General features: G+C 72.4%; 21 protein-coding genes. 10 read left to right on the top strand and 11 right to left on the bottom strand.

Annotated elements, in window-relative coordinates; translation table 11 throughout:
- The first annotated feature begins 503 nt into the window (after nt 1-503).
- Nucleotides 504-1,499, top strand: coding sequence for a tryptophan--tRNA ligase (gene trpS, locus DEP02_RS20300; RefSeq protein ID WP_112469110.1), 996 nt, complete (start codon nt 504-506; stop codon nt 1,497-1,499).
- A gap of 31 nt (nt 1,500-1,530) precedes the next feature.
- Here trpS and proC read toward each other — a convergent pair whose 3' ends face one another.
- From proC to DEP02_RS20275, 5 genes are all read right to left on the bottom strand, one after another.
- Nucleotides 1,531-2,340 (bottom strand): pyrroline-5-carboxylate reductase, encoded by an 810-nt coding sequence (proC, locus tag DEP02_RS20295; protein WP_112469108.1) that lies wholly within the window; start codon nt 2,338-2,340, stop codon nt 1,531-1,533.
- Between the two features lie 77 nt (nt 2,341-2,417).
- On the bottom strand, nt 2,418-3,209 hold the full coding sequence (locus DEP02_RS20290) for an ABC transporter permease (protein ID WP_112469107.1): 792 nt from the start codon (nt 3,207-3,209) through the stop codon (nt 2,418-2,420).
- Nucleotides 3,206-4,003: an ABC transporter ATP-binding protein gene (locus tag DEP02_RS20285; protein ID WP_112469106.1), complete on the bottom strand. Its 798-nt coding sequence runs from the start codon at nt 4,001-4,003 to the stop codon at nt 3,206-3,208. Before DEP02_RS20285 ends, DEP02_RS20290 begins: the two co-directional genes overlap by 4 nt.
- An 81-nt stretch (nt 4,004-4,084) precedes the next feature.
- Nucleotides 4,085-4,600 (bottom strand): EamA/RhaT family transporter, encoded by a 516-nt coding sequence (locus DEP02_RS20280; RefSeq protein ID WP_112469105.1) that lies wholly within the window; start codon nt 4,598-4,600, stop codon nt 4,085-4,087.
- Nucleotides 4,601-4,643: 43 nt separating this feature from the next.
- Nucleotides 4,644-4,985 carry an SH3 domain-containing protein gene (locus DEP02_RS20275; RefSeq protein WP_112469104.1) on the bottom strand — a complete coding sequence of 114 codons (342 nt, stop codon included), beginning with the start codon at nt 4,983-4,985 and terminating at the stop codon, nt 4,644-4,646.
- A gap of 186 nt (nt 4,986-5,171) precedes the next feature.
- Between DEP02_RS20275 and DEP02_RS20270 the strand changes: the two genes are divergently transcribed.
- Entirely contained in the window at nt 5,172-7,337 is a 2,166-nt protein-coding gene (locus DEP02_RS20270; RefSeq protein WP_112469103.1) for a serine/threonine-protein kinase, read from the top strand.
- A 96-nt stretch (nt 7,338-7,433) separates the two neighbouring features.
- On the opposite strand, the gene ilvD is transcribed toward DEP02_RS20270, so the two are convergent.
- The 4 genes from ilvD to DEP02_RS20250 form a co-directional block, all read right to left on the bottom strand.
- Nucleotides 7,434-9,287: a dihydroxy-acid dehydratase gene (gene ilvD, locus DEP02_RS20265; protein ID WP_112469102.1), complete on the bottom strand. Its 1,854-nt coding sequence runs from the start codon at nt 9,285-9,287 to the stop codon at nt 7,434-7,436.
- Nucleotides 9,288-9,499: 212 nt separating this feature from the next.
- The gene (locus DEP02_RS20260) at nt 9,500-10,105 is read right to left on the bottom strand and encodes a TetR/AcrR family transcriptional regulator (RefSeq protein ID WP_112469101.1); all 606 of its coding nucleotides are present in this window, start codon (nt 10,103-10,105) and stop codon (nt 9,500-9,502) included.
- The gene (locus DEP02_RS20255) at nt 10,102-10,923 is read right to left on the bottom strand and encodes a sugar phosphate isomerase/epimerase family protein (RefSeq protein WP_112469100.1); all 822 of its coding nucleotides are present in this window, start codon (nt 10,921-10,923) and stop codon (nt 10,102-10,104) included. The genes DEP02_RS20260 and DEP02_RS20255 overlap by 4 nt, the downstream gene beginning before the upstream one ends.
- 122 nt (nt 10,924-11,045) lie before the next feature.
- On the bottom strand, nt 11,046-11,978 hold the full coding sequence (locus tag DEP02_RS20250; RefSeq protein ID WP_112469099.1) for a Ppx/GppA family phosphatase: 933 nt from the start codon (nt 11,976-11,978) through the stop codon (nt 11,046-11,048).
- Nucleotides 11,979-12,073: 95 nt separating this feature from the next.
- Here DEP02_RS20250 and DEP02_RS20245 point away from each other — a divergent pair, with 95 nt between their 5' ends.
- Nucleotides 12,074-13,018: a DUF3109 family protein gene (locus DEP02_RS20245; protein WP_232839208.1), complete on the top strand. Its 945-nt coding sequence runs from the start codon at nt 12,074-12,076 to the stop codon at nt 13,016-13,018.
- Here the strand turns inward: DEP02_RS20245 and DEP02_RS20235 are convergent.
- A complete protein-coding gene (locus tag DEP02_RS20235) occupies nt 12,997-14,760 on the bottom strand; it encodes a BACON domain-containing protein (RefSeq protein WP_112469098.1) in 1,764 nt (587 codons plus the stop codon). The two genes, DEP02_RS20245 and DEP02_RS20235, sit on opposite strands and share 22 nt — an antisense overlap.
- Before the next feature lie 129 nt (nt 14,761-14,889).
- Here DEP02_RS20235 and radA point away from each other — a divergent pair, with 129 nt between their 5' ends.
- Entirely contained in the window at nt 14,890-16,299 is a 1,410-nt protein-coding gene (radA, locus tag DEP02_RS20230) for a DNA repair protein RadA (protein WP_112469097.1), read from the top strand.
- Between the two features lie 81 nt (nt 16,300-16,380).
- On the top strand, nt 16,381-17,505 hold the full coding sequence (gene disA / locus DEP02_RS20225) for a DNA integrity scanning diadenylate cyclase DisA (protein ID WP_112469096.1): 1,125 nt from the start codon (nt 16,381-16,383) through the stop codon (nt 17,503-17,505).
- A gap of 39 nt (nt 17,506-17,544) precedes the next feature.
- On the opposite strand, the gene DEP02_RS20220 is transcribed toward disA, so the two are convergent.
- Entirely contained in the window at nt 17,545-18,378 is an 834-nt protein-coding gene (locus DEP02_RS20220; RefSeq protein WP_112469095.1) for a hypothetical protein, read from the bottom strand.
- A gap of 203 nt (nt 18,379-18,581) precedes the next feature.
- On the opposite strand from DEP02_RS20220, the gene DEP02_RS20215 reads away from it, so the two are divergent.
- From DEP02_RS20215 to cseC, 5 genes are all read left to right on the top strand, one after another.
- Nucleotides 18,582-19,568, top strand: a complete 987-nt coding sequence (locus DEP02_RS20215) for an HhH-GPD family protein (protein WP_232839207.1) — start codon at nt 18,582-18,584, stop codon at nt 19,566-19,568.
- A gap of 326 nt (nt 19,569-19,894) precedes the next feature.
- On the top strand, nt 19,895-20,434 hold the full coding sequence (locus DEP02_RS20210) for a SigE family RNA polymerase sigma factor (RefSeq protein ID WP_112469094.1): 540 nt from the start codon (nt 19,895-19,897) through the stop codon (nt 20,432-20,434).
- Nucleotides 20,422-21,090, top strand: coding sequence for a hypothetical protein (locus tag DEP02_RS20205; RefSeq protein ID WP_112469093.1), 669 nt, complete (start codon nt 20,422-20,424; stop codon nt 21,088-21,090). The genes DEP02_RS20210 and DEP02_RS20205 overlap by 13 nt, the downstream gene beginning before the upstream one ends.
- Before the next feature lie 179 nt (nt 21,091-21,269).
- The gene (gene cseB / locus DEP02_RS20200; protein ID WP_112469092.1) at nt 21,270-21,971 is read left to right on the top strand and encodes a two-component system response regulator CseB; all 702 of its coding nucleotides are present in this window, start codon (nt 21,270-21,272) and stop codon (nt 21,969-21,971) included.
- Nucleotides 21,972-21,982: 11 nt separating this feature from the next.
- Nucleotides 21,983-23,332, top strand: coding sequence for a two-component system sensor histidine kinase CseC (cseC, locus tag DEP02_RS20195; RefSeq protein ID WP_112469091.1), 1,350 nt, complete (start codon nt 21,983-21,985; stop codon nt 23,330-23,332).
- Nucleotides 23,333-23,470: the final 138 nt, after the last annotated feature.

Genomic DNA, 23,470 nt, shown 5'->3' with positions numbered 1-23,470 from the left:
TGTTTCCGACTCTACCAGATCCTTTTCCGACCTGATCCCCAGTCAGCGGGGTTTGTCATCACGGCCGTTGGGCCGTTCCGACGAGTGAGACTTTAGCGGATTCCCTGCTCCCGTGCGAATCGGGGGCTGCATCCTTTCGGATGCGAATTCCTCATTCCGTGAATACGCACGCCAATGAGCACGACTGTCGTCGAGTAAAGGGTGGTACTGCGGAAAGGCTGCCGGGGACCGACCGGAGTCGGCTCTCACATCGGGCAACGTCGGAGAACACTACATACCCAGAGGGGTTGTGTCAACTCATGGCCGGACGCCATCCCAGGGGCGTACTCTCGTGGACGTGACGACGCATACGTGCACCCAGCAGTGGTGGGCCGCCTGACGGCGGCCGTACTCACGTATGCACTACAACGGCCGCCGCCTCGGCGGCCGTTCTCGTATCTCCTCCAGAACTCCGAGGGGCGGCCGGCCGGGGACGGCGGCCTCGACCAGGAGATGGAGTGGAGATGACACGGGTCTTCAGTGGGATCAAGCCGACCGGTCACCTGACGCTGGGGAACTACCTGGGCGCCATGCGGCGGTGGGCCGAGATGGACCAGCACCGGTCGGAGGCGCTGTTCTGCATCGTCGACCTGCATGCGCTGACCGTGGACCACGACCCCGCGCGCGTGCGCAGGCTCAGCCGGCAGGCGGCGACGCTGCTGCTGGCGTCGGGGCTCGATCCGGAGCGGTGCACCGTGTTCGTGCAGAGCCATGTGGACGAGCACGCCCGACTGTCGTACCTGCTGGAGTGTGTGGCCACCGACGGTGAGATGCGGCGGATGGTCCAGTACAAGGAGAAGGCCGCGCGGGAGCAGCAGCGGGGCGGGAGCGTGCGGCTGTCGCTGCTGACGTATCCGGTGCTGATGGCCGCGGACATCCTGGCGTACGGCACGGACGAGGTGCCGGTCGGGGACGACCAGACGCAGCACGTGGAGCTGACCCGTGATCTGGCGGTGCGGTTCAACCAGCGGTACGGGCACACGTTCGTGGTGCCGAAGGCGACCCATCCGAAGGTGGCGGCGCGGGTGATGAACCTGCAGGAGCCGACGTCGAAGATGGGGAAGTCGGACGACTCCGGGCCGGGCATCGTCTATCTGCTGGACGAGCCGGAGGTCGTGCGGAAGAAGGTCATGCGGGCGGTGACCGACAGCGGGCGGGATGTGGTCTACGACCGGCAGGAGCGGCCCGGGGTCGCGAATCTGCTGGAGATTCTGGCGGCCTGTGAGGGTGGGAACCCGGAGGACCTGAGCGGTGTATATGAGTCGTACGGCGCTTTGAAGAAGGACACCGCGGAGGCCGTGGTCGAGGTTCTGAGGCCGGTACAGGCAAGGCACAGGGAGCTGTGCGCGGATCCCGCGTATGTGGAGGGGGTGTTGCGGGCGGGCTCGGAGAAGGCCAGGGAGATGGCGCGGCCGAGGGTGGACGCGGCGTACCGGGCGATCGGGCTGCTGCCCTCCTGAGGAGCGACCCGCCGACCGCCCAGCGGTGTGGTCAGCTGTTGCCGGAGGCCAGCTCGCGGCTGCGGTCGCGGGCGGCTTCCAGCGCGGCGATGAGGGCGGCGCGTACGCCGTGGTTCTCCAGTTCGCGGATGGCGTTGATCGTGGTGCCGGCCGGGGAGGTGACGTTCTCGCGGAGTTTCACAGGGTGCTCCCCGCTGTCGCGGAGCATCACCGCGGCGCCGATCGCGGACTGGACGATCAGGTCGTGGGCCTTGTCGCGGGGCAGGCCGAGGAGGATGCCGGCGTCGGTCATGGCCTCGACCAGGTAGAAGAAGTAGGCCGGGCCCGAGCCGGACAGGGCGGTACAGGCGTCCTGCTGGGACTCGGGGACGCGGAGCGTCTTGCCGAAGGAGCCGAAGATCTCCTCGGCGTGGGCGAGGTGCTCGGCGGTGGCGTGGGTGCCGGCGGAGATGACGGACATGGCCTCGTCGACGAGGGCGGGGGTGTTCGTCATGACGCGGACGACCGGGGTGCCGGGGGCCAGGCGCTCCTCGAAGAAGGAGAGGGGGATGCCCGCCGCGCCGCTGACGACCAGGCGGTCGGCGGGGACGTGCGGGGCGAGTTCGTCGAGGAGGGCACCCATGTCCTGGGGCTTGACGGTGAGGATCAGGGTGTCGGCGGTCTTCGCTGCTTCCGGGTTGGTGACCGGGGTGACTCCGTGGCGGGCGTGGAGTTCTTCGGCCCGTTCGGGGCGGCGGGCGGTGACCAGCAGGTCGGCGGGGGTCCAGCCGCCTCGGATCATTCCGCTGAGCAGGGCTTCGCCGATCTTGCCGGTGCCGAGGACTGCGACTTTCTGGCTCATGTTTTCATCCTCGCACCGGCGGTGGGGGGTGCGGGCGGGCTGTCCGGCTGGCGGAACGCCTTCCGGCTCCGTACGGGCTATGCGGTGCGCCGCCTGAGGGTGGCCGCTCCCAGGCCGAGGACCAGCAGGGCGCAGCCGGCCACGATCAGTACGTCGCGGACGAAGGTGGTCGTCACGTCGGTGTGGCGCAGGACCTCGTTCATGGCGTCGACGGCGTAGGACATGGGGAGGACGTCGGAGATCGCTTCCAGGGCGGGGTGCATGTCGGGTCGGGGGGTGAACAGGCCGCAGAGGAGGAGCTGGGGGAAGATCACCGCCGGCATGAACTGGACCGCCTGGAATTCTGAGGCGGCGAAGGCGGAGACGAAGAGGCCGAGTGCGGTGCCGAGGAGGGCGTCGAGCAGGGCGACCAGCAGGAGCAGCCAGGGCGATCCGGTGACGTCCAGGCCGAGGAGCCACAGTGCCAGGCCCGTGGCCAGGGCGGACTGGATGATCGCCAGGGCTCCGAAGGCGAGGGCGTAGCCGGCGATGAGGTCGCCCTTGCCCAGCGGCATGGCGAGGAGGCGTTCGAGGGTGCCGGAGGTGCGTTCGCGCAGGGTGGCGATGGAGGTCACCAGGAACATGGTGATCAGCGGGAAGATGCCGAGGAGCGAGGCGCCGATGTTGTCGAAGGTGCGCGGGCTGCCGTCGAAGACGTAGCGCAGCAGGACCAGCATCAGGCAGGGGACCAGCAGCATCAGGGCGATGGTGCGGGGGTCGTGGCGGAGCTGGCGCAGCACTCGGCCGGCGGTGGCGGTGGTGCGGGCGACGCTCAGGGCGCGGGGTGCCGTGGGTGTGGTGGCTGCGGTGGGTGCGGTGGTCGTGGTCATCGTGCCGTCTCCTTGGCGCGGCCTGTGGCGACCGCCTCGTCGACCAGGTGCAGGAAGGCCGCCTCTACGGTTTCGGCGCCGGTGCGGGAGCGGAGTGCTTCCGGGGTGTCGTCGGCGAGGATCTTGCCCTCGCGCATGAGCAGGAGGCGGTGGCAGCGCTCGGCCTCGTCCATGACGTGGGAGGAGACGAGGAGGGTGGCGCCGCGGGTGGCGGCGATGTCGTGGAAGAGGTTCCACAGGTCGCGGCGCAGGACGGGGTCGAGGCCGACGGTCGGTTCGTCGAGGACGAGCAGTTCGGGGGTGCCGAGGAGGGCGACGGCGAGGGAGACGCGGCTGCGCTGGCCGCCGGAGAGGTTGCCGGCGAGGGCGTCGGAGTGGGCGGTGAGGTCGACGTCGGCGATGGCGCGGCTGACGTGGTCCCGGCGGCGTTCGGCGGCGGCACGGCCCGGGTCGAGGATGGCGGCGAAGTATTCGAGGTTCTGGCGGATCGTCAGGTCGTCGTAGACGGAGGGGGCCTGGGTGACGTAGCCGATGCGGTTGCGGAGGGTGGCGTGGCCGGCGGGGAGGCCGAGGACCTCCAGGGTGCCGCCGACCTTGGCCTGGGTGCCGACGATCGCGCGCATGAGGGTGGACTTGCCGCAGCCGGAGGGGCCGAGCAGGCCGGTGATGCGGCCGCGCGGGACGGTGAAGTCGAGGCCCCGTAGGACCGTGCGCGGGCCCCGGACGACGGTGAGCGCTTCGGCACGGACGGCATGCGCGTGCGGGTCGGGTGGGCCCGACACAATATTCATCATGTGATGATTAAGGCGCGCGACAAGGGTGCCGTCAAGTGGGGTACGGGGATCGTCCCCGGCTCGGGAAAGGGGTGCGCCGGGTCAGGAGCGGCGGCGCTTCTTCGAGGGGTTGCCCGAGCGGCGGGTGGTGCGGCGTTCGTGCTGTTCGCGGGCGCGCTGGTACTCCTCGCGGTGCAGCTTCTCGCCGGGGGCCTCGATGAGCGAGCGGAAGAAGTAGGCGAGGAGGGAGCCGACGAAGCCGATGGCGAGCAGGCCGCGCAGGGAGGCCTGGCGGTCGGGGTCGGGGCGCTTGCCGAAGCGCTCCCAGGTGTGGCCGAAGGCGAGCGCGCTGCACACCGCGAACATCACGACGACCAGGAGCATCACGAAGGAGCCCGAGTCGGCGAGCTGGAGCCCCTGGTAGGCGAAGCGGAGCACGAAGCACGCGGCGACGGCCGCGGCGAGTGAGCCGACGGCGACGCCGATGCGGCGGGCGGTGTAGCCGCCGTCGCGGTCCACCCAGGTGGTGCCGAAGAAGCGGAGGGGCTCGGGGCGGGGACCTGTGGAGGCCGCCGTGGAGCCCGCGGGGGTGCCCGGGGTGCCGTTGTCGTCGCTCACGGCTCGATTATGTCTCCCGGGTGTCCGCGGGCTCCGTCCGGGATCAGCCGCAGCGGCCGGCCACGTAGCCGTCGCTGCCGGTGTAGACGTACGCGTCGGAGACGTACTGGCCGGTGCCGATGTTGTCCCAGATCTTCGAGGTGCCGTAGTAGCCCGACACCGTCGTACCCGGCGTTTGACAGTAGATCGGCACGGAGGCGCCCGCGGGCAGAACGCGGACGACGCTGTAGCCGGTGCCGGGGCCGCTGCGGACGTTGAGTTGGACGCCCGGCGCCACCGGGTAGTACTTCACGGCCGCCGCGGTCGCGACGGTCTCCGCCGCCGCGGCGCCGCCGGCCTCCCCGGCACGCTCCTCGGCACGCTTTTCGGCACGGTCGACAGACATGAGAAACCTCCCCCGTTCCCACCCCATGACCCCCATGGGACCCCGTTCATTCCCCGCAAACGCGCCACGAAACACATGTGCGCAATTCGCACTCGATCACCAGCAAGCCGCCTCGGTCCCGTTCGAGTCATCGACTAGGCTCCGAGCGTCCGTCGCGCGCGCGAACGAACAGCACGGGGGTGGTCCATGACGCCACAGCGCAATACCGGAGCGGGCGCGGAAGCGGAACTTCCGGAGTACGCCGGTCACTACCATCTGGAGTCGCGTCTGGGCTCCGGTGGCATGGGCGTAGTGCATCTGGCCCGCAGCACCTCGGGGCTGAAGCTCGCGGTGAAGGTCGTACACGCCCAGTTCGCCAGGGACCCCGAGTTCAGGGGGCGGTTCCGGCAGGAGGTGGCGGCGGCCCGCAGGGTCAGCGGCGCGTTCACCGCGCCCGTCGTCGACGCCGACCCGGAGGCCGAACGGCCCTGGATGGCCACCCTGTTCATTCCCGGACCCACCCTCTCGGACGAGGTGAAGCGGAACGGTCCCATGGCTCCCGCCCAGTTGCGGCGGCTGATGGCCGGGCTCGCCGAGGCGCTGCGCGACATCCACCGGGTGGGCGTCGTCCACCGGGATCTCAAACCGAGCAACGTACTGCTCGCCGAGGACGGGCCGAAAGTCATCGACTTCGGCATCTCCCGCCCGAAGGACAGCGAACTGCGCACCGAGACCGGCAAGCTGATCGGTACGCCGCCCTTCATGGCGCCCGAGCAGTTCCGCCGGCCGCGGGAGGTCGGTCCGGCCGCCGACATCTTCGCGCTCGGATCCGTGCTGGTGCACGCGGCGACCGGGCGCGGGCCGTTCGACTCCGACAGCCCGTACGTCGTCGCCTACCAGGTCGTGCACGACGAGCCCGACCTGACCGGCGTACCGGAGGACCTGGCGCCGCTCGTGCTGCGCTGCCTGGCCAAGGAGCCCGAGGACCGGCCCACGCCGGACGAGCTGATGCGGGAACTGCGGTCGGTGGCGGCGTCGTACGACACACAAATGTTCATACCGGAACAGCGGACGCACGAGCTCTCCGGAGCCCTCGGCGAAGACGGTGATCGCGCGTCGCCGTCCGGGTCCCGCGCCGGGGAGGCCCCGGGCACGCCGGAGGGCCGTACCGAGCGGCGGGCCGGGCGGCGCCCGCGCTCCAGGCGGCTCGCTCTGGCCGCCGGGGCGCTGGGACTGGTCGTCGGCGGCGGGCTCGCCTCGGTCCAGTTGCTCGACGGCGGCCCCACGATGAACGGCTCGGCCCTGGAGACCACTCTGCCCGGAGCCACGTCGGCCGCGTTCTCCGGGTGGGTGGCGACGTCCGTGTCCGGGAGCCAGGGTGCGCCCCGGTGTTCGTACGGGGCCGGGAAGCTGTTCTGTGCGCGGCCGGGGCTGGTCTACGCCCTCGATCCGGCGGACGGAGGCCTGCTGTGGCGGCACTCCGTCCCCAAGGTGCTCACCAACGTGCCGCCGGTCGTCGCGGGCGGCCTGGTGCAGCCGATGACGGATCACGGGCGGCGACTGGAGGCCCTGGATCCGGATTCGGGCAGGCCGCGCTGGCAGCGGGACGTTCCGGCGTACAGCGGGGTACGGTCCGTCGGCGGCATGCTGCTGCTCACCGGCGCCGACGGGCTGGTGCGCGGGGTGGACGCGGGGTCGGGCGGGACCAGGTGGAGCCGGCGGGTGCCGGACCTGCCGCTTCCCCACTTCTCCTCGTTCGCCGGTGATCCGCTGGCGTACGCGGTGAGCGCGTCGGCCGACGGGTCGTCCACGCGGGTCGTCGCGGTGGACCCGGCGACGGGCGAGGTGCGCTGGGAGGCGCGGTTGCGCGGGCTGCTGACGCCTGTGGGCAGCCGGGACGGCTCCCTCGTCCTGCTCTCCGAGGAGGCGGCCTTCGGCCGGGTGAACGCCGTGGTCCGCTACACCCCGGCGTCCGGGGCGTCGGTCCGGGTCCCGCTGCCGGTGCCGCGCGACACGGTGCAGGCGAGTGTGCACGGCGACGTGGTCCACCTGCTGGGCGGCGGTGGCTCGCTGGACGCGGTCGACCTGGCGGCGCGGAAGGTGCGGTGGCGGCTGGAGACGGCCGTCAGCCGCGGTTCGGCGCCGGCGGCCGACGCCGACCACGTGTACTTCCTCGCCGGTGACGGCCGGCTGCTGGCGGTCGGCGCCCGCACCGGGCGGATCGTCGGCCAGACCCGGCCGCGGCTCGGCGAGCACGCGGACCGGGTCGTGGCGGCGCTGCCCGCACCCGTGGTCGTCGACAGTCATGTCTACGTCGGCGCCCCGGACGGCACAGTCTTCGCCGTGGACGGCCGCGACCCGTCGTCCTGGTGACAGCCCTGGTCACAGCCCTGGTCACAGCCCTGGTGACACGCCGAGGGGCCGCCTCCCAAGAGACGGCCCCACAGGCCCGGACGGGTCTTGCGCGGGTCAGCCCAGCTTCGAGACGTCCCGGACGGCGCCCTTGTCCGCGCTGGTGGCCATCGCGGCGTAGGCCCGCAGGGCCGCCGAGACCTTGCGGTCGCGCTCCTTCGGGGCGTACACGCCGTTCAGCGCCTGCTCGCGGCGGGACAGTTCCGCGTCGTCGACGAGCAGCTCGATGGTGCGGTTCGGGATGTCGATGCGGATGCGGTCGCCGTCCTCGACGAGCGCGATCGTGCCGCCGGAGGCCGCCTCCGGGGAGGCGTGGCCGATGGACAGGCCCGAGGTGCCGCCGGAGAAGCGGCCGTCCGTGATCAGCGCGCAGCTCTTGCCCAGGCCGCGGCCCTTCAGGTACGAGGTCGGGTAGAGCATCTCCTGCATGCCGGGGCCGCCCTTGGGGCCCTCGTAGCGGATGACGACGACGTCGCCCTCCTCGACCTGCTGGGTGAGGATCTTCTGGACGGCCTCCTCCTGCGTCTCGCAGACGACCGCCGGGCCCTCGAAGGTCCAGATGGACTCGTCGACGCCCGCGGTCTTCACCACACAGCCGTCCACGGCCAGGTTGCCCCTGAGGACCGCCAGGCCGCCGTCCTTGGAGTAGGCGTGCTCGACGGAGCGGATGCAGCCGTTCTCGGCGTCGGTGTCCAGGGCCTCCCAGCGCTCGGACTGGGAGAAGGCCTCCGCCGAGCGCCGGCAGCCGGGGGCCGCGTGCCACAGTTCGACCGCCTCGGGGGACGGGGAGCCGGCGCGCACGTCCCAGGTCTTGAGCCAGTCCGCGAGGGAGGGGCTGTGGACCGCGTGCACGTCCTCGTTCAGCAGGCCCGCGCGGTGCAGCTCGCCGAGCAGGGCGGGGATGCCGCCGGCGCGGTGCACGTCCTCCATGTAGTACGTGCGGTCCTTGGCGACGTTGGGGGCGACCTTCGCCAGACAGGGGACGCGGCGAGAGACGGCGTCGATCTCCTCCAGGCCGAAGGCGACGCCGGCCTCCTGGGCGGCGGCCAGCAGGTGCAGGATCGTGTTGGTCGAGCCGCCCATCGCGATGTCCAGGGCCATCGCGTTCTCGAAGGCAGCGAAGGTGGCGACGTTGCGCGGCAGGACCGTCTCGTCGTCCTGCTCGTAGTAACGGCGGGTGATGTCCATCACCGTGCGGGCCGCGTCCTCGTACAGCGCCTTGCGGGCCGTGTGGGTGGCCAGGACCGAGCCGTTGCCGGGCAGGGCGAGGCCGATCGCCTCGGTCAGGCAGTTCATCGAGTTGGCGGTGAACATGCCGGAGCAGGAGCCGCAGGTCGGGCAGGCGTTCTCCTCGATGCGGAGGATGTCCTCGTCGGAGACCTGGTCGTTCACGGCATCGGAGATCGCGTCGACCAGGTCGAGGGTGCGGACCGTGCCGTCGACCAGGGTGGCCCGGCCGGACTCCATCGGGCCGCCGGAGACGAAGACCGTCGGGATGTTCAGGCGCAGGGCGGCCATCAGCATGCCCGGGGTGATCTTGTCGCAGTTGGAGATGCAGATCAGGGCGTCGGCGCAGTGGGCCTCGACCATGTACTCGACGCTGTCCGCGATCAGGTCGCGGGAGGGCAGCGAGTAGAGCATGCCGCCGTGGCCCATCGCGATGCCGTCGTCGACGGCGATGGTGTTGAACTCGCGCGGGATGCCGCCCGCCTCGCGGACCGCCTCGCTGACGATCCGGCCGACCGGCTGCAGGTGGGTGTGGCCGGGCACGAACTCGGTGAAGCTGTTGGCGACCGCGACGATCGGCTTCCGGCCGATGTCCGCACCGGGTACACCGGAGGCGCGCATCAGGGCACGGGCGCCCGCCATGTTGCGGCCGTGGGTGACTGTGCGGGACCTCAGCTCGGGCATCGTCGCTCGCTCCTTCGGGACCTTCGGGACGTTCCGCCGGGACTCCGGGCAGTCCTGGCAGGGTACTGACGCAGTCGAGCGTACGCCGGTCATCCAGGGATCGGGACGCGGCGTCCGCCATACGGGACGCGTGTCTCGGGAACGGCGGGGTGGGGGCCGCGGGGCAGGGGCCGCGGGGCGGGCCGTGCTCACGGTTCCGCGGAGGGGTCGGCTCAGGGGCCCGTGAGGTGCCCCTGCACCACCGGTGCCAGCCGCGCGACGATCTGCTCCGCGTCCGCCGACGCCAGCGGCTCCAGCCTGATCACGTACCGCAGGATCGCGCACCCCACCAGCTGGGCGGCGGCGAGCTCGGCGCGCAGCTCCGCGTCGGGCAGGTCGAGCCGGCCGGCGATGCGGCGCAGCAGCTGGGAGGCGATCAGCCGGCGGAAGACGGCGGCCGCGGTGTCGTTGGTCAGCGCGGAGCGGACGACCGCCAGCAGGGGCGTACGGGTGGCCGGGTTCTCCCAGATGCCGAAGAAGAACCTGGTCAGGCGCTCGCCCACATCGTCCGGAGGGGCGTCGGCGAGTGCGTCCGGGGCGTTCAGGGCGGGGGCGAAGATGACCGCGACCGCCGCCTCGAACACCTGCTCCTTGGTGCCGAAGTAGTGGTGTACGAGGGCCGAGTCGACCCCGGCGGCCTTGGCGATGCCGCGCACGGAGGTCTTCTCGTAGCCGTGCTCGGAGAACTCCTCGCGGGCGACGGTCAGGATGCGGTCGCGGGTGTCGGCGGCCTCCTCACGGCGGGGGCGGCCGCGGCGCCGGGCGGTGGTGCCGGTCATCGCCGGGGCACCCGCACCGCCGAGGCCAGGTGCAGCCGGGTGAAGGCCAGGGCCTCGGCGAGGTCGGCCTCGCGCTCGGCGCTGGACATGGCACGGCGGGTGTTGACCTCGATGACGACATGGCCGTCGAAACCGGACAGGGCGAGACGTTCCAGCACCTCGGCGCAGGGCTGGGAGCCGCGGCCGGGCACCAGGTGCTCGTCCTTCGCCGAACCCCTGCCGTCGGCGAGGTGCACGTGTCCGAGCCGGTCGCCCATGCGGTCGAGCATCTGCAGCGCGTCGGCGCGGGCCGTCGCGGCGTGGCTGAGGTCGATCGTGAAGTGGCGGTAGTCGTCCTTGGTGACGTCCCAGTCGGGGGCGTAGGCGAGCATCTCGCGGTCGCGGTAGCGCCACGGGTACATGTTCTCGACGGCGAATCGCACATCGGTCTCGTTCGCCATGCGCCAGACGCCGGCGACGAAGTCACGGGCGTACTGACGCTGCCAGCGGAACGGCGGGTGGACCACGACCGTGCTCGCGCCGAGCTTCTCGGCTGCCGCTCTCGCGCGCTGGAGCTTGGTCCAGGGGTCGGTGGACCACACCCGCTGTGTGATCAGCAGGCAGGGGGCGTGCACGGCGAGGATCGGGATCCGGTGGTAGTCACTGAGCCTGCGCAGCGCCTCGATGTCCTGGCTGACGGGGTCGGTCCACACCATGACCTCGACCCCGTCGTATCCCAGGCGCGCGGCGACCTCGAAGGCCGTCGCCGTCGACTCCGGGTAGACGGAGGCCGTCGACAGGGCGACCTTCACATCCGGGATGCGAACGGGTTCCACCACGAGGGACAGGTTACGGGGTGTGGTTGGGTGACGCGGGGTGCCCGTTCGCCGTTGTGGTGTTCGTCATGGGCGAGTGCGGGTCCCTTGTGGTCTGTCGCACAGTCCCCGCCCCCCTTGCATCTCTACGCCGGGCCCATGTGATCGAGGCGCCGCAGGATTACTCCCTCCCTCAGCGCCCACGGGCATATCTCCAGGCGCTCCACTCCGAACAGGTCCATCGCGCCCTCGGCGACCAGCGCGCCGGCCAGGAGCTGGCCCGCTCGGCCGTCGGAGACGCCGGGGAGTTCGCAGCGCTCGTCGTTCGTCATGCCGGAGAGCCTGGACACCCACACCTCCAGGGACTCGCGTTTCAGTTCGCGCTGGACGTACAGGCCCTCGGTGGAGCGGGCGGCGCCGGCCAGTCGGGCGAGCTGCTTGAACGTCTTGGAGGTGGCGACGACGTGGTCGGGGACGCCGAACCGGCTGAACTCGCCGATGGTCCGTGCGATCTCGGTGCGCACATGACGGCGCAGCGCCCTGACGTCCTCGGGGTCGGGCGGGTCGCCGGGCAGCCAGGCGGCGGTGAGCCGGCCCGCGCCGAGCGGCAGTGACACGGCCGCGTCGGGCTCCTCGTCGATGCCGTAGGCGATCTCCAGCGAGCCGCCGCCGATGTCCAGGACCAGCAGCTTCCCCGCCGACCAGCCGAACCAGCGGCGGGCGGCGAGGAAGGTGAGGCGGGCCTCCTCCGCGCCGCTGAGCACCTGGAGCGCGACGCCGGTCTCGGCCTGCACGCGCGCGAGGACGTCGTCGGCGTTGCCCGCCTCGCGCACGGCGGAGGTCGCGAACGGCAGCAGGTCCTCGACGCCCTTGTCCTCGGCGGCCCGGAGTGCCTCGTGGATCACCGCGACGAGTCTGTCGACGCCGTCGGATCCGATCGCACCGCCCTCGTCGAGGAGTTGGGCGAGGCGCAGCTCGGCCTTGTGCGAGTGCGCGGGCAGCGGGCGGGCGCCGGGGTGCGCGTCGACCACCAGCAGGTGCACCGTGTTCGAACCCACGTCGAGAACACCGAGTCTCATGTACGGAACGCTACTGCGACCTGGGACGTCGTCCGGCCCGGATGCCCTGGCCGGGGCGGTCCCGGCCGCGCTGTCCGGCGACTTACCCTGGACGGGTGCCAAAGACGAAAAAGGCGAAGACCGATAAATCGGCGAACCCGGCGGACCCGGTGAACCCGGCGAACCGGGTGAAAGCGGTGAGGCCGAAGAAGCGCGGTCCGGAAGCCGACGAGAAGGGGCTCGACTTCGCGCGCGCGTGGGTGGAGTTCCCGGATCCGGCGGACGACGAGCAGGTCTTCCGCTGTGATCTGACATGGCTGACCTCCCGTTGGAACTGCATCTTCGGCAGCGGCTGCCAGGGCATCGAGGCGGGCCGCGCGGACGACGGGTGCTGCACGCTGGGCGCCCACTTCTCGGACGAGGACGACGAGAAGCGGGTTGCCGAGCACGTGGCGAGGCTCACACCGGACATCTGGCAGAACCATGCCGAGGGCACGGCCGACGGCTGGATCTCGGAGGACGAGGAGGGCTCCCGGCAGACCCGCCGGTTCCAGGGGTCGTGCATCTTCCAGAACCGGCCCGGCTTCCCCGCCGGCATGGGCTGCTCGCTGCACATCCTGGCGCTGAAGGAGGGCCGCGAGCCGCTGGAGACCAAGCCGGACGTGTGCTGGCAGCTGCCGATCCGGCGGACCTACGAGTGGATCGACCGGCCCGACGACACCCGTGTGCTGCAGGTGTCGATCGGCGAGTACGACCGCAGGGGCTGGGGGCCTGGCGGACACGACCTGCACTGGTGGTGCACCTCGGCGACGTCGGCGCACGGCGCGGGCGAGCCGGTGTACGTCTCCTACCGGGCCGAGCTGACCGAGCTGATGGGCAAGGCCGGCTACGACCGTCTGGTCGAGCTGTGCGAGGAGCGTCTGGCCTCGGAGCTGCCGCTGGTGGCACCGCATCCGGCCGATCCTGCCGCTCCGGTCGCTCCGGCTGGTCCAACTGGTCCGGCTGGTCCAACTGGTCCGGCTGGTCCAACTGGTCCGGCTCATGAGAAGGGCCGGGCCTGACTGGGACTGCCCTGGGGGCCGTCCGGCGGGCTCGGGCTGCTCGGGTCGTCGCTGTCCTCGGGTGCCGGGGGGTGCCCGTCCGGGTCGGGTGGGGTGGGCTCGGCCGGGGTCGGCGCCGGATCGGACGACGGTGGGGCGGCCGGGGGGCTCGTGGGGCTCCCGGGGTCGGACCGGACCGGCGCGGGATGCGGGTCGGGGGTCGGTGACGGGCCGGCCGGAGAAGTGGGGCCGGGGTTCGAGGGGCCGGGCGCGGTGCCGTGGCCGTCGATGGAGACGACGGCGCCGGCCGGCGCGATCGCCACGCGCGCGCTCCAGTGGCCGGACGGCTCACGCAGGTGGTCGACGTACACCTTGATCGTCAACGACTCTCCGGGCTTCAGGGTTCCCGATGTGCGGCTCAGCCAGAGCCAGGACGCCCCGGTGGAGGCCGACCAGCGGACCGGCCCGGGGCCGGAGGCGGCGAGTGTGATCAGTGTGGTGTCGCCGTCGCCGGCGGCGGTCACCGCCAGATGGCCGTCCTGGTGGCCGGCGCCGGTGACGCTGACGACCTCCACGGAGACATCGGGTCCGCCGCCCCTGTCGAAGCGGGTGTCGGGTCCGGGGGCCGCGTTGCCGGTGTTCTCGTACCCGCTGCCCGCCGCCTCGTCGCCCGGGGCGCCCGGGTCGTGCGCCTCGTGCGCGGTGGCGGAGGGGTTTCCGGTGCCCTCGCCGGTGGGGGCACCCCGGTAGGCGGCCCACAGGGCCAGCGCGGGGGCGGCCACCACGGTGGCCACCACGGTCGTCGTGACGGCACGCGCGCGCAGCCGGTCCCTGCGGGCCGCGCGGTCCTTGGGGTCCATGGGGAAGCCGCGCCGGTCGAAGCGGGGGGCGGTGCTCCGCGCGCGCGGGTGGTGCGCCAGCGCCGTGTGCAGGGCCGCGCGGGGCGTCGTGAGGACGGGCAGCTCGGCGGGGGTGACGGTGGCGCCGGGCCACCGGCCGGGCAGGGCGCGCCCGGCGGTGCGGCGGCAGCGCGGACAGTCGTCGACGTGCCGAACGAGCTCGCGCCGCAGTGCCGCGCCGAGCACCACCTGGTCGTCGCCGGTCAGGCGGGACACGCTCGGACAGGTGCCGGTCTCGACGACGGCGAGCGCCGCGCGCGTGCGCTCCACCTCGCAGGCGGCCGCGGCGAGCAGCTCCCGGGTCGCGGCGAGGTTCAGGCCGAGGACGGCGGCGACCTCGTGGGCGGCGAGGTGGTGGCGTACGGCGAGTTCCAGCGCCTCGCGCTGCTCCGGGGTGGTGCCGGCGGCCTCCGGCCAGGCGAGCAGGGCGAGTTCGCGCCGCCGCTCCCGCTGGACCTCGTCGGAGACGGGCGGGGCCGCGGGCCGCACGCGCCCGTGCCGGTCGTCGTCGCGGTCCGCGGCGTGCGTGCTCCGGCGTTCCTGCCTGGCCTCGGCCAGCTTGCGCAGGCACGCCCAGCGGACCAGTGCGTACAGCCAGGCCCGGTGCTCGCCCGCGGTCCCGGGTCCGCGCTGCCCGCGCCGCTCGGCGGACGCCAGTGCGTCGGCGAGGGCGGCGGTCGCCGCGTCGTGGTCGCAGAGCACGGACAGGCAGTAGGTGAACAGGCCGTCGAGGTACGGCTCGTAGGGCGCGGACGGGCGCTGCGCCAGGGTGCGCGCGGCGGCGCGGTCGCGCGCTTCGCGGTGCGTCCGGTGCGTCCGGTGCGCACCGGTCGTGCGGGTCGTGGTGTCCGGACTGCTGCTCATCACCCGTACGACCGTATGCGGCGCGGGATCGTCCGCACTTGTCCCTTGAGCACTTTTAATTCGTACGGGTGAAACGATCCCTCATAAGGGGCAGACCGTGTTGTCGGTGCCGACGGTTACGGTTTCTCCATGGCTGCCCGTACCAAGACCGCCAAGGACCGCCCGTCCTACCGCTGCACGGAGTGCGGCTGGCAGACGGCCAAGTGGCTCGGCCGCTGCCCCGAGTGCCAGGCCTGGGGCACGGTCGAGGAGTACGGCGCGCCCGCGGTCCGTACGACGGCGCCGGGCCGGGTCACCACCTCCGCCGTGCCCATCGGCCAGGTCGACGGCCGCCAGGCCACCGCCCGTACCACCGGCGTGCCCGAGCTCGACCGCGTCCTCGGCGGCGGGCTGGTCCCCGGTGCCGTCGTCCTCCTCGCGGGCGAGCCCGGCGTCGGCAAGTCCACGCTGCTGCTGGACGTGGCGGCCAAGTCCGCGAGCGACGAGCACCGCACGCTGTACGTCACGGGCGAGGAGTCGGCGAGCCAGGTCCGCCTGCGCGCCGACCGCATCGGCGCCATCGACGACCACCTGTATCTGGCCGCCGAGACCGACCTGTCTGCCGTCCTCGGCCACTTGGACGCGGTCAAGCCCTCCCTGCTCGTCCTCGACTCGGTGCAGACGGTCGCCTCCCCCGAGATCGACGGCGCACCCGGCGGCATGGCACAGGTGCGGGAGGTGGCGGGGGCGCTGATCCGCGCCTCCAAGGAGCGCGGGATGTCCACGCTCCTGGTGGGCCATGTCACCAAGGACGGCGCGATCGCGGGCCCGCGTCTGCTGGAGCACCTGGTGGACGTCGTCCTGCACTTCGAGGGCGACCGGCACGCGCGCCTGCGCCTGGTCCGCGGCGTCAAGAACCGCTACGGCGCGACGGACGAGGTCGGCTGCTTCGAGCTGCACGACGAGGGCATCACGGGTCTGGCCGACCCCAGCGGCCTGTTCCTGACCCGCCGCGACGAGCCGGTGCCCGGCACCTGCCTGACCGTCACCCTGGAGGGCCGCCGCCCCCTGGTCGCCGAGGTGCAGGCGCTCACCGTCGACTCCCAGATCCCCTCCCCGCGCCGTACGACGTCGGGCCTGGAGACCTCCCGGGTCTCGATGATGCTGGCCGTGCTGGAGCAGCGGGGCCGGATCAGCGCGCTGGGCAAGCGGGACATCTACTCGGCGACGGTCGGCGGCGTGAAGCTGTCCGAGCCGGCCGCGGACCTCGCCGTCGCCCTGGCGCTGGCGTCGGCCGCGAGTGACACCCCGCTGCCGAAGAACCTCGTCGCGATCGGCGAGGTGGGTCTGGCGGGTGAGGTCAGGCGGGTCACGGGCGTGCAGCGCCGGCTCGCGGAGGCCCACCGCCTGGGCTTCACGCACGCGCTCGTGCCGGGCGACCCGGGAAGGATTCCGTCGGGGATGAAGGTCCTGGAAGTCGCCGACATCGGGGATGCGCTGCGGGTCCTGCCGCGCTCCCGTCGCCGAGAGGCCCCACGGGAGCAGGAGGACCGCCGGTAGACTTTGCCCTGGTCCCGCCCGTCCGTACGAACCGAGGTGCGATACGGGAGCGCCTGAAGTACCTGCGACCGGAGGAGTGCAGTGGCAGCCAACGACCGGGCAGCAGCTCCCGGAAAGTCCGGCGGGAGTTCCGGCGCCGATGGCCTGATGCGCGCTTCCCTGAGCGCCGTGGCGCCCGGTACGGCGCTGCGGGACGGCCTCGAGCGGGTGCTCCGCGGCAACACCGGCGGGCTCATCGTGCTCGGCTCCGACAAGACCGTGGAAACGATGTGCACGGGCGGTTTCGTCCTGGACGTCGAGTTCACGGCGACGCGGCTGCGGGAGCTGTGCAAGCTGGACGGCGGCATCGTGATCTCCTCGGACCTGTCGAAGATCCTGCGGGCGGGCGTACAGCTGGTGCCGGACCCCACGATCCCCACCGAGGAGACGGGCACCCGGCACCGTACGGCGGACCGGGTGAGCAAGCAGGTCGGCTTCCCCGTGGTCTCCGTCTCGCAGTCCATGCGGCTCATCGCCCTCTACGTCGACGGCCAGCGCCGTGTCCTGGAGGACTCCGCGGCGATCCTCTCCCGCGCCAACCAGGCCCTGGCCACCCTGGAGCGCTACAAGCTCCGCCTGGACGAGGTGGCCGGCACACTGTCCGCGCTGGAGATCGAGGACCTGGTGACGGTCCGGGACGTCTCGGCGGTCGCGCAGCGCCTGGAGATGGTGCGCCGGATCGCCACCGAAATCGCCGAGTACGTGGTGGAACTGGGCACCGACGGCCGCCTTCTCGCCCTCCAGCTGGACGAGTTGATCGCCGGCGTGGAGCCCGAGCGGGAACTGGTCGTGCGGGACTACGTCCCCGAGCCCACCGCCAAGCGCTCCCGCACGGTCGACGAGGCGCTGCTGGAGCTCGACAAGCTCTCCCACGCCGAGCTGCTCGAACTGTCCACCGTGGCCCGGGCGCTCGGCTACACCGGCTCCCCCGAGACCCTCGACTCGGCGGTCTCCCCGCGCGGCTTCCGCCTGCTGGCCAAAGTGCCCCGGCTGCCCCGCGCCATCATCGACCGCCTGGTCGAGCACTTCGGCGGGCTGCAGAAGCTGCTCGCCGCGAGCGTCGACGACCTGCAGACGGTGGACGGCGTGGGCGAGGCGCGGGCGCGCAGCGTCCGCGAGGGCCTGTCCCGGCTGGCGGAGTCGTCGATCCTGGAGCGGTACGTCTGAGCCCCGGCGCCGTGTGCCGTGTCCGGCAGGCGGCGGGACTCAGTCCTCCGACAGCACGAACGACGTCCGCAGCTTGTCGTAGCCCGGCACCTTCGCCTCCACCAGGTAGGTGCCCGCCCGGGCCGACCCGGCCGGGGGCGTCGCGCACTGCGCGGCGCTCGGCCTGCGGTCCCACTCGACGGTGTACGTGATGCCGCTGCCCGCCGGCACCCGGTACAGCCGGCTTCCGGCCGTCTTCGGGCAGTCGGCCGAGGACCAGTAGGCGGCACTGCTGTCGGACTGGCTGACCGTCACCACCGCGGTCTTCGGCCCGAGGTCGACCTTGCAGTCCCTGCCGGAGGAGTTCCTGGCGATCAGTTCGAACGTGGGTGTCTGCCCGGGAGCGTAGGAGTTGTGCACGCTGCGCAGCGCCAACTTCACCGCCCCCGGGGTGCAGTTGGGCAGCGTGCTGCCGACCGGCAGTGCGGGACCCGTACCGCCGCCGCCCTTGGCGCCGCCGTCCTCGCCGCCGGCCGCCCCGCCGGACCCGGGGCCGCCCCCGCTCGTGCCGTCGGAGCCGCCGGTGTCGCCGGTGTCGCCGGTGTCGCCGGATCCGGAGTCCGACCCGCTGGAGTCCCCGCCGCCGGACTCGTCACGGCCGCCCGGGTGTTCACTGATCGCGGGACCCGATCCGGAGGGCCCCGGCGTGATGGTCGAGGGCGCGGGGTGCTTGCCGTTCGATGTGCCGCCGTTGTTCTTGCGGTCCCCGCCGCCCAGGGTGAAGATCCAGGCGGTCAGCAGCGCCAACAGGGCGACCGCGGACAGCAGTAGGACCCTCCGTCGCCAGTAGATGGAGGCGGGAAGCGGACCGACCGGATTGCGCAGAGATCCCACGGCCCAAACTGTACGAGAGATCGCCGCTTTCCCCTGCGCCACCCGCCGCTGTGACCACAACTTTTCCGGATCATCATTCCGGCAACCCCCTTACGCGTGACCCCTCTTACGGATTCCGTAGCCGCACGAACACGATCGGTGACGACACCGGCCCGCGCGGGTCACACGGCCGTCCACCCCCACGTGGCAGGATCGGAAGCGCCATGACTGCGCCCACACTGCCCCCGCACAGCAGCTCCGACACTCCGGCCCCCGCCACCGGCGCCCGGCCGGGCACCGACCTGCCCGTCGACCCCGAGGCCTCCGGCACGCCCCTCGGCCAGACCCTGCACACCCCGGTCATCACCTGGTTCGACACCCACGCCCGCGACCTGCCCTGGCGGCGCCCCGACGCCGGCGCCTGGGGCGTGATGGTCAGCGAGTTCATGCTGCAGCAGACGCCGGTCAGCCGTGTGCTGCCGGTCTACGAGCAGTGGCTCGAGCGCTGGCCCCGCCCCGCCGACCTCGCCAAGGAGGCGCCGGGCGAGGCCGTCCGCGCCTGGGGCCGGCTCGGCTACCCGCGCCGCGCCCTGCGCCTGCACGGCGCCGCGGTCGCCATAACGGAACGGCACGGTGGCGACGTACCCACCGAGCACGCGCAGCTGCTCGCCCTGCCGGGCATCGGCGAGTACACGGCCGCGGCGGTCGCCTCCTTCGCCTACGGCCAGCGGCACGCCGTCCTGGACACCAACGTCCGCCGGGTGCTGGCCCGCGCGGTCACCGGCGTGCAGTACCCGCCGAACGCCACCACCGCCGCCGAGCGCCGCCTGGCCCGCGCCCTGCTGCCCGAGGACGAGCGGACCGCGGCTCGATGGGCCGCCGCCTCCATGGAACTCGGCGCGCTGGTGTGCACGGCGAAGAACGAGTCGTGCGCGCGCTGTCCGATCACCGCGCACTGCGCCTGGCGGCTGGCGGGCAAGCCCGCGCACGAGGGACCGCCCCGCCGGGGACAGACGTACGCCGGCACCGACCGGCAGGTCCGCGGCAAGCTGCTCGCCGTGCTGCGCGAGGCGCACACGCCGGTGCCGCAGACGGTGCTCGACCGGGTCTGGCACGAGCCGGTCCAGCGGGCCCGGGCGCTGGACGGACTCGTCGCGGACGGCCTGGTGGAGCCGCTGCCGGGCGGGTTGTACCGGCTGCCGCTGACCTGACATACGGTCACCTCACAGGCGGGTGACGGCTCCTGGGGGCGCCGCGGGCGTGCGTGTCACGCTCCCGCGCGCCGCCCACCCTCCCAAATTGTCGCAAAAGTACGCTGATCGGAGCCCTGGATCACCCTGTTACCGCTTCCGTTACACAACCGACGCACAGCCGAGTGCTGACCGCAGGCTGCTTCGGACAGCGCCGTGACAACACCTCCGTACCTTCGATCGCGTGCCGACAGGCACCGGGCGGCTGCCGACCACAGCCCGTCCGCTCACAGATGTGAAGACCGGCGGCAGACGGGCCGGAAAACGGGGATCGGAGGCGGTTGGACATGGCGCAGGGAGAGGTGCTCGGGTTCGAGGAGTACGTGCGCACCCGGCAGGACGCGCTGCTGCGCAGTGCGCGCCGGCTGGTGCCGGACCCGGTCGACGCCCAGGACCTGCTCCAGACGGCACTCGTACGGACGTACGGCCGTTGGGAGGGCATCGCCGACAAGCGGCTCGCGGACGCCTACCTGCGCCGGGTGATGATCAACACGCGTACCGAGTGGTGGCGGGCCCGGAAGTTGGAGGAGGTCCCCACCGAGCAGCTGCCCGACGCCTCGGTCGAGGACTCCACCGAGCAGCACGCCGACCGCGCGCTCCTGATGGACGTCATGAAAGTCCTCGCCCCCAAGCAGCGCAGTGTCGTCGTGCTGCGACACTGGGAGCAGATGTCCACGGAGGAGACGGCCGCCGCCCTCGGCATGTCCGCGGGTACGGTCAAGAGCACGCTGCACCGGGCGCTCGCCCGGCTCCGCCAGGAGTTGGAGGTCCGCGATCTGGACGCACGCGCGCTGGAGCGTGAGGAGCGGGAGCGTTGCGCGGCCTGACCGGCAGGGACACCGGCCCTGGGTCCGTCCTGGCCCAGGACACCGTCCAGGCGGTGAGTACGGCGGTGGTCGTGCTCGCCGCCCTCGCCCTTTTGGTGTCCGCCTGCGGCACCGGGGGGACCGGGGCGCGTGACGAGGGCCCGGCCCATGCCGACTCGGTGGTGAGTCCCGCCGTCACCCCCTCCCTCAGCCCCACCGTCCGGGCCGAGCGGGTGGACGCGGTCCGGCTCATCGAGCAGGACCCGCAGGTCTCGGCCGCGGTCAAGCGGGCGCTGGAACCGTGCGTGGCCGACGAGTACCCCGTCGACGTGTCGTACGGCGATCTGACCGGGAACTCCGTCGACGACATCGTCGTCAACGTGCTGACCTGCGGGGACGCGGTGGGTGTGGGCGCCTACGTGTACCGCGAGCAGGGCAGCGGGTACGAGAACGTCTTCAAGGCCGAGGAACCCCCGGTCTACGCCGAGATCGACCGCGGCGACCTCGTGGTGACCAAGCAGGTGTACGAGAAGGGCGACCCGGTCTCGAGCCCGTCCGGCGAGGACGTGATCACCTACCGCTGGTCCGCCGCGGGCCGGTTCATCAAGGAGTTCAGCACGCGCAACGAGTACAGCCAGGCCGTCGGGGGTGACACGGCGCCGGCCCCCGACAGCTGACGTACGGGGTCCGCCCGGTCAGGCAGAGGGTGAACGCGTCCGGCGGCGGACGCGTCCACTCAGTGAGCGCACTCGCACCGCTCGATGACGCACCCCGTCTCCATGAGCGCACCCCACCGCAATGAGCGCACTCCATCGCAACGCACGACGAGAAGCACACGAGGACTGAGAGCACCGGGATGGCAGAGCAGACCCACGTCCTGTTCGTCGAGGACGACGACGTCATCCGTGAGGCCACACAGCTCGCTCTGGAGCGCAGCGGCTTCGCGGTCACGGCCATGCCCGACGGGCTGTCGGGCCTGGAGGAGTTCCGGGCCCGGCGGCCCGACATCGCGCTGCTGGACGTCATGGTCCCCGGCCTCGACGGCGTCAGCCTGTGCCGCCGCATCCGCGACGAGTCGACGGTGCCGGTGATCATGCTGTCCGCGCGCGCCGACTCGATCGACGTGGTTCTGGGCCTGGAGGCGGGCGCCGACGACTATGTGACCAAGCCGTTCGACGGGGCCGTCCTGGTCGCCCGGATCCGCGCGGTGCTGCGCCGCTTCGGGCACGCCGGCGGCGTCCGGCCCGGGGAGCACTCCCCGGCGGTGGACGGCGGGGTGCTGACCTTCGGCGACCTGGAGGTCGACACCGAGGGGATGGAGGTGCGCCGGGACGGCCGGCCGGTGGCGCTCACCCCCACCGAAATGCGGCTGCTCCTCGAGTTCTCCTCCGCGCCGGGCACGGTCCTGTCCCGCGACAAGCTCCTCGAGCGGGTGTGGGACTACGGCTGGGGCGGCGACACGCGCGTGGTCGACGTCCATGTGCAGCGGCTGCGTACGAAGATCGGCCAGGACCGCATCGAGACGGTCCGCGGCTTCGGCTACAAGCTGAAGGCCTGAGTGGAGTGGCCATGCGGGGGATCACACGGCGCCTGCTCCCTCGGCGCCTGGAGCACGCGGAGATCCGTACGGGGCTGAGGTGGAAGCTCAGCGCGGCCATCGCGCTGGTCGGCGCGCTGGTGGCGGTCGCGCTGAGCCTGGTCGTGCACAACGCCGCGCGGGTGTCGATGCTCGACAACGCGCGCGACCTGGCCATCGAGCGGGTCCAGATCGCCCAGCGGAACTACGAGCTGTCGGGGCGGACGAACTTCCCCGGTGTCAAGATCGACGATCCGGAGCTGCCGCCCGCGCTGCGGGAGAAGGTCGACCAGGGCCGGCGGGCGACGTATGTGAGCGACCACACGGACAAGCTGGCCGACATCTGGGCGGCCGTGCCGGTCAAGGACGGCCATGTGCTGTCCCTGCACACGCACTTCACCGACCGCAGCACGAACATCCTCAACGACCTCGACCAGGCGCTGGTCATCGGCTCCATCGCGGTCGTCCTCGGCGGCAGCGCGCTGGGCGTGCTGATAGGGGGTCAGCTGTCGGGCCGGCTGCGCAAGGCGGCGACCGCGGCCAACCAGGTCGCCAAGGGTGAGACGGACGTACGGGTCCGGGACGCCATGGGTGGTGTCGTACGGGACGAGACCGACGACCTCGCGCGCGCGGTGGACGCGATGGCGGACGCGCTGCGGCAGCGGCTGGAGGCGGAGCGCCGGGTCACGGCGGACATCGCGCACGAGCTGCGCACTCCGGTGACCGGGCTGCTGACGGCGGCCGAGCTGCTGCCGCCCGGCCGGCCGACGGAGCTGGTCCTGGACCGTGCGAAGGCCATGCGCACGCTGGTCGAGGACGTGCTGGAGGTGGCCCGGCTCGACGGCGCCTCCGAGCGGGCCGAGCTGCAGGACATCCTGTTGGGCGAGTTCGTCGCCCGGCGGGTGGCGGCCAAGGACCCGGACGTCGAGGTGCGCGTGGTGCACGAGTCGGAGGTGACGACCGACCCGCGGCGCCTGGAGCGGGTGCTGTTCAACCTGCTCGCCAACGCCGCCCGGCACGGCAGGCCGCCGATCGAGGTGACCGTGGAGGGCCGGGTCATCCGGGTGCGCGACCACGGCCCGGGCTTCCCCGAGGACCTGCTCGCCGAGGGTCCGAGCCGCTTCCGCACCGGCAGCAGGGACCGCGCCGGGCACGGCCACGGCCTCGGCCTGACCATCGCGGCCGGCCAGGCCCGCGTCCTCGGCGCCCGGCTGACCTTCCGCAACGTCCGCCCGGCGGGCGCCCCGGAGCACATTCCGGCCGAGGGCGCGGTCGCCGTGCTGTGGCTGCCGGAGCACGCACCGACGAACACGGGCAGCCACCCCCTGCTCCAGGAGCAGTAAGTGCTTTCGGGGGCTGCGGCTACTTGGCCGGGCCGCGGCTGCAGGACAGGGCTGTGACTGCTTGCGGGGGTTGGTGGCGCCCGTCACGAGCGAGGGCCCCTGGAACGCGCCGTCGGCGGATTCCAGGGGCCCTCGCTC

The sequence above is a fragment of the Streptomyces triticisoli genome (genome assembly GCF_003270085.1).
Classification (GTDB): Bacteria; Actinomycetota; Actinomycetes; order Streptomycetales; family Streptomycetaceae; genus Streptomyces; species Streptomyces triticisoli.
This window is presented reverse-complemented; position numbering and strand designations above follow the sequence as displayed.